This is a genomic window from Roseobacter weihaiensis (assembly GCF_020622345.1).
Lineage (GTDB): Bacteria > Pseudomonadota > Alphaproteobacteria > Rhodobacterales > Rhodobacteraceae > Roseobacter > Roseobacter weihaiensis.
On record NZ_JACNMO010000041.1, the window covers coordinates 21,182 to 27,695 of the forward strand.

The 6,514-nt window shown below is 58.4% G+C and carries 5 protein-coding genes and 1 pseudogene; 3 read left to right on the forward strand and 3 right to left on the reverse strand.

All coding sequences use genetic code 11. The features are described from left to right. Positions 1-194: 194 nt before the first annotated feature. A complete protein-coding gene (locus H7847_RS25365) occupies positions 195-995 on the reverse strand; it encodes an E2 domain-containing protein (protein WP_319799798.1) in 801 nt (266 codons plus the stop codon). Positions 996-1,781: 786 nt separating this feature from the next. Between H7847_RS25365 and H7847_RS25370 the strand changes: the two genes are divergently transcribed. After that, entirely contained in the window at positions 1,782-2,378 is a 597-nt protein-coding gene (locus tag H7847_RS25370) for a DUF6088 family protein (protein WP_227272290.1), read from the forward strand. Between the two features lie 2 nt (positions 2,379-2,380). After that, positions 2,381-3,391, forward strand: coding sequence for a nucleotidyl transferase AbiEii/AbiGii toxin family protein (locus H7847_RS25375; RefSeq protein ID WP_227272292.1), 1,011 nt, complete (start codon positions 2,381-2,383; stop codon positions 3,389-3,391). A gap of 161 nt (positions 3,392-3,552) precedes the next feature. Here the strand turns inward: H7847_RS25375 and scpB are convergent, their stop codons facing one another. Together scpB and H7847_RS25385 are read right to left on the reverse strand one after the other, a co-directional pair. Then, positions 3,553-4,146: an SMC-Scp complex subunit ScpB gene (scpB, locus tag H7847_RS25380; protein WP_227272294.1), complete on the reverse strand. Its 594-nt coding sequence runs from the start codon at positions 4,144-4,146 to the stop codon at positions 3,553-3,555. A 2-nt stretch (positions 4,147-4,148) separates the two neighbouring features. Then, positions 4,149-4,943: pseudogene (locus tag H7847_RS25385) on the reverse strand (DUF1403 family protein). 210 nt (positions 4,944-5,153) lie between these two features. Between H7847_RS25385 and H7847_RS25390 the strand changes: the two are divergent. After that, entirely contained in the window at positions 5,154-6,365 is a 1,212-nt protein-coding gene (locus H7847_RS25390; RefSeq protein ID WP_227272305.1) for a tyrosine-type recombinase/integrase, read from the forward strand. Positions 6,366-6,514 lie beyond the last annotated feature (149 nt).

Below are 6,514 nucleotides of genomic sequence, written 5' to 3' on the forward strand. Positions count from 1 at the left end.
AGCAATCGTTTGCGCTAAATCCAAGGTCTGCTTTTGTGAAGCTGCACCGCGGCGTCGAAAAAACGTGCCAAGGTCCGGATTGGGCCGGTCACAAAAGATCGTTGGCGGCCCATTGCCGACATTGAAGAAAGAACGGATGGTCCGGTTGGATAGCAGTCATTCGCTGCAGTGCAACGATACTAAACGGGTACTGGTCACGAACTCGATTTCGCCAGAGGGCAGTATTTCATCGTCCCGCAACACTTGGGCGCATCCTTACAAATATCCTGGATAAAATCGTGCTGCGCCTTGCGACGCCGGTGCTCCAGTAAAGCAATGCGTTCCAGTGCAGATCTGTTTGGACACTCTGCCCTGAGGATCGGTTTCCCACCTGTTTTCTCTCGGTCGGTGTCTGGTGGACGGCAAACAATCGAACGATTGCTGTCGGCCTGACGCGTGCAACCCCTCGGGCAAGGAGTTCTAGAATTGAGCAATCGATCCAAGCGGTGAGATGCCTTAGGTAAGGAGTTGGCCAGCCAGCCCTTCCCACGGAACATGCCGACTAGGATCTCTTCTTTCCAACCCAATGGAGCAGCCAGCTCTTCCATTTTTTCCTGAATCCGCGCCGCGTCCCCGTGAGAAAGACCTCCTTCAAGAGGCCACACTCCATACTTCCGAGCATACTCCTGATGAAGGAGGAACATGCGTAGGTATTCCCACCAGGCTATCGCCGCATGCGCTTCGATTAGCGGTTCAGTTGATCCATAGGAGATACAAAAGGTGGCATCGGGATTGATGTGTCTCTCAGGGCATGAAACGGGGAAATGATGGGCCACTTCGTCCTCCGCCGCGCTAACGCCTCCTCCGTGCAATAGAGCGAGCTTCAGAAGGTAGTTTCCCGCGATCAATCCGCTCGCCTTTTGGGGTGCGCAAGTTACCTTCGCCGTTGCTTGTCCATCCTTTTCTACTCTGACCCATGAAGGGGTGTGTTTCAGCAGTAGCCTAAGAGAGTTCATTTCTTTGCGAGATGGGCGCGCGGTTGGCTTGGTTCTGCAGGGACGTGGGCGCGGGCGTACAACGGTTGAGCCAATTCAGTCGGCGTCGCAAGAATGCTAGCTGACACATCGTCGTAATCGACTTCTCTCGCGTACCCATGGTCACCGAGGATATCAATAAGGCCCTTGGGAGCGACACGAAGTGCGTCTGGCCCAATCTTTACACCGCCCTCGTTACACTCTCGCTGCATTTTCTCCGACTCAGACGTTGCCTTTGATGATGCCACTCGTACGGATCGCTCGCCGCGAATACCAATCCTGGAGATCGGAGTTGTGCCGAGCTCTAGACCTACGGCAACCCGGCACTGAAAGCCCAATACACATCGACCAAATTTTCTCTTCGCCATACCGTTGGCATCGATACGTCAGAGATGCTCGTTGTGAGGAGTGGTATTCGCAACAATAATGACCTCGTATGGGTCGGAAGCGCCGCCAACCATGCCGCAAGAATGAACTCTCTTTCGAGCGATTTCGCAACGCGGTTAACCCCAGCCGTCTACAAGAAATTGAACAAAAAATCGAAATTCGGCGGAAACCCGAGGCGCAACATGTGAACCAGCGCGGACTGAAAAGGGCGAACAATCTACCGATCCTCTTGGACTTGGCGACCATGAGCTCCTATTTTGACCATCAAAGCAGACATTGAAGACTTGTGCAGCAAACTTCCGATTCCCGCCCTCCCGGCCGAAACCTCTCCATCTTGACGTTCAGAAAAACATACCCTATTTTCTGACAAGGAGTTGAGCCATGATCACGTCAAAAATCAAGCAACGCATTGTTGGGAAGGGCCGAGGCGCCATCTTTGCGCCGTCGGACTTCCTCGATATCGGATCGCGCGCAAGCGTGGATCAGGCGCTGTCGCGTCTGGCGGATCAGGGTGTGATCCGGCGGCTGACGCGCGGGCTTTACGATTATCCCAAGCACAGCCCCCGTTTCGGGCTTCTGGCACCCTCCGCTGACGACATCGCACGCGCCTTTGCCCGGAAGGATAACCAGGTTCTGCAGCCCTCCCCTGCCATGGCGGCAAACCAGTTGGGTCTATCCACCCAGGTCCCGTCCAACCCAACCTACATGACCGACGGGCCTACACGAACGAAGAAGATCGGGCGGCAGGTCATCCAGTTCCGCAACGCCTCTCCGAAGACATTGATCGGCGCCGGGTCTAAAGCGGGCACTGTGTTCCAGGCGCTCCGCTATGTCGGCAAGGATCGGGTCGACGATCTGGTGATCGGCAAGATCGCCCGCGCGCTGGATGTAAAAGATCGGGCGCAGCTCGCAAAGCAAAGCCGACATGTCCCGGCCTGGATGCATCCAGTCGTCCAGCAGATCGTGGCACACACCTGAGCATGGATGCCTTCGCGAACGACACGCCTGAACACCGAGACGAAGCTTTCCGCCAGGCCGTAGCTGAACTCGGGTTTGCAAAGGCGATTGTCGAAAAGGACTTCTGGGTCTGTTGGTCACTCCAGCACATTCTTGCCCTGCCCTCCTTCGGAGATCACCTGATCTTCAAAGGAGGCACGTCGCTCTCGAAAGCCTACGATGTCATCCATCGGTTCTCCGAGGACGTAGATCTCTCGCTAGATCGCGAGCAACTCGGGTTTGACGGTGATCGCTATCCGGAGAACACCGACCTCTCGGGCGGCAAACGCAAATCTCTGCTGCAAGACCTTCAGGAGGCCGCCGAGGCCACCGTCGCCGGTCCCCTGCTCGAAGAAATCAACACCGCTTTCTCTGCACGCCTGGAGCAGCCGTTCTCACTCCAGATTGACGAAGACGACCCACAGACCATACTCTTCGCTTACCCGTCGATTGGCGGCCACGACCCAGGCTACATCAAACCTATCGTACGGTTTGAATTCGGCGCGCGTGGAGCACAGCTTCCGGCCGAGCAGCGCGCACTCTCAACCTATGTCCAACAAGCCTTTCCCGATCTGCCTGGCTTGAACGATGTCGACGTTCGCACCCTCGGGATCGAACGGACCTTCTGGGAGAAGGCGACGATCCTGCACATGCTCTTCCATCAGGACGCGGGCAAACCGCTCGCTGATCGCATGTCCCGTCACTACTACGACATGGCGCAACTGACCCAACACGACTCCAAAGTGCGCGCTTTAGCCGATCTCGACCTCTTAAGCGAAGTCGGCCACCATAAGTCAGTGTTCTTCAAGGCGGCCTGGGCAAGATATGAAGACGCTAAACCGGGACCGCTACGCCTGATTCCGGGTGACCACCTGGAGGCCGCCCTGCGTCGGGACTACGCTGGCATGCGCGAGATGATCATGGGCGAGGCACCAAGCTTTGACGATATGATGAGTGCGATCGCGAAGCTTGAAGCAGAAATCAACGGAACCTGACGCAGAAGAGCGCGGCGATTGGAAGTGAACAAGGCACTAATCGCCAATCTTCTGCCACCACGGCAGACCTGCAAATCTGTCATGAGTTATAGGATGTCGTTCTATAACTCATGAACGAGCCATTTTTGAGCGATAGAGCGGATGGCTCTGCCGCTTAATTGTCATCCTGCAGCTAGTCCCGCGTCCTCCAGCTGCTCCCGATCCGGCAGATCATGCAAAGTCTCGATGTCGAACGCGATCAAGAACTTCTCGGTCGTGACATAGGTGTAGGGCGCCCCACGTCGCGGGGATCGTGGGCCTGTCCCGATCAGTCCTTGCGCATGCAGCCGTCCAATCAGATCGCGGCTGATCTCCTTGCCGAAGATGTCCTTGAGACCCTCCCGGGTGATCGGCTGGTGATAGGCGATGGCTGCCAGCACGGCGACGTCGTATTCGCGCAGATCGAGGTCCTGGTCGCCGACATCCGCGGCTGCCCGGATCGCCGATGCATAGGCTGGGCGTGTCCGGAGCATCCAAGCGTCAGAGACGCTGGCAATCTCATATGGCCGATCCGCCAATTCAACCGTCAGATCGTCAATCAACAGATCGACCGACACCCCCTGCCCCACCACGCGTGCCAATTCCTGGCGCGGTACGGGGGACGCACTCGCAAACAGCACCGCTTCAATCCGGCACATCCATTCGCGCCAGCGCAACTCGGCAGGCAGGTCGTCCAACTCGCGGTCCAGATCGGGTTCAGCGTGATCCTTCGCCATCCTCAAACTCCGTAGAGCCGGAATGTATCGCGTCCGGTCAACTCGCGCACTGCGCCAAGGTCCACCAGCCGGTCGCAGAACCGCCGCGCCGCACGATCAGAACGCAGCGACGTCAGCGCTGTCGGCGCGACAGCATCTGATGCCAGAAACATTGCCACAGCCTCCTTTGCCCCTTTGGCGCGCAACTTCGGGGCAACGTCTCGCAATCGCCCAGCCCGGCGTGACAGATCGGCGGCCTGTCTTGTCGCTTCTGCGACCGCAGTCGTTATTGCTCGATGGCAGGCCAACCGAAGCCCCTAATCTGACTTTCGCAGATCGCCACGCTTTAGACCAACCTGCAGGAGCGGCAGGACATGTGTCCATTGGAGCGCCCGCGCCAACGAAGCGTCGGACAAGATCAATGCTGCCGCGAGATCGCGAGGTCGCTCCGCGATCACGGCTTGCAGCACAGCCGCAGCCCGCGAGACCGGCGGCCCCTGCCCCGCGTAGAGCCAGGTCGCAATCTGCTCCGGCTCCAGATCAGGCAACGCGCGATGCAGTGCATTGACTGAAACCGGTCGTTCGATGGCCCGTCGCCAGGACAGATAGACCTCGCCAGACGGACCAGGACTGTCACCGGGCTGCAAGAACGCAAGTGCGTCGCGCAATTCCCCTGCCCTTTCGGGCCGCCCCAGTAGTGCCATGCATGCCTCAACTGCACGCAGTGCCAAGCGTTCTCTCAGCAAGGTCTGGGGGACCTCGGTGCGCCCCAACACAAGATGGAGGTGCGCGAGTGCCGCGCCTGACAAAAACGCCACATCTTCAAGGGTTTCGGCGCGTGCAGAGGTGACCTATGAAGGGACACGAGATATTGTGTCGAGTGCGTCACCGGCAAATGTCATTGTACAAGACTATCCTGGAGCGGCGCTTTCAGCCACAATATAATGTATAAACCGCCCCACCTCGTGTGTCTCCATTATGTCCAATAATCTTGCCTTATCGGACATAGAAAGACTATGCTCTAAACCATGAGCACATCACCACAAAAACCGGACTTAGAGACCGAAATTCCGTCTCAAGCCTCTCTAAGCCCGTCAATCGATCCTGATCACGACGAGAGAGATCGTTCTGACGCGTTGTCGACCGATAATCTGTCGGGTATTGATCTCGATGAACTTCTCGGCACCGACAACGAAGACGCAGCCCCGCAAAACGACCAGGCGATCACCCTGCCCGCACATGTGGCCGGATCCGGGTCGCTCGACCGTCTCGTCGATCAAGCCCGCGGCTATGCCGAAGCCGCCACCGCCGAAAACACCAACAAGGCCTACAAGGCGGACTGGAAACATTTCGCCAGCTGGTGCCGGCGCAAAGGCGTCGATGCCCTGGTCCCTTCCCCTGCCGTCATCGGGCTCTATATCAGCGACTGCGCCAAGCCCCAGGACGGACCACGTAGTGGCACCCCTGCCCTCTCGGTGAGTACCATTGAACGCCGTCTGTCTGGGATTGCGTGGAACTATCGTCAGCGCGGTCTCGCTCTCGACATGAAGGATCGGCACATCGCCTCAGTCTGGGCCGGCATCAAACGCCAGCACGGCCGCCCGCCTGTCCAGAAGGAGCCGGTGACGCCGGAAGAATTGCTCGAAATGGTGGCCACCCTGTCCTTTGGTCTGCGGGACATGCGCGACAGGGCCATTCTCCTCATTGGCTATGCCGGCGGCATGCGCCGCTCGGAAATCGTCGGCCTGGACGTCAACCGCGACGACACCGAAGACGGCCGCGGCTGGGTCGAGATCGAGGAGGAAGGTGCCATTGTCGTCCTGCAGACCAAGACCGGCTGGAAGGACAAGGAGATCGCCCGCGGATCATCCGACCAAAGCTGTCCGGTCCATGCGCTGGAGCAATGGCTGCATTTTGCCAGGATCACCCACGGGCCGATCTTCCGGCGGGTGCTCAGGGACAATTCCGGCGTGCAGACCGAGCGCCTGTCAGACAAGCACGTCGCGCGCCTCATCAAACGCACCATGCTGGAAGCCGGGATCCGTCCCGATCTGCCGGACAAGGACCGGCCGGCGCTGTTCTCTGGACACTCATTGCGATCAGGTCTCGCCTCCTACGCCGAAGTCGATGAACGCTACGTGCAGAAACATCTGGGGCACGCCTCGGCCGAACAGACCCGCGCCTATCAGCGGCGACGAGACCGTTTCCGCGTGAATTTGACCAAAGCGGCGGGCTTGTGATGAGGTCTGCTTCGCGGGACATGGACGAAGCCGCTCGCGCGGCATTTGCGCACTTTGCGGGTGTTGATCACTGATGCAGCTGTTTTGGGATTTGGCAGACCTGCCTGACGATTGAGGTTTCTCAATCGGACAGGAGGTTCCAATGACAC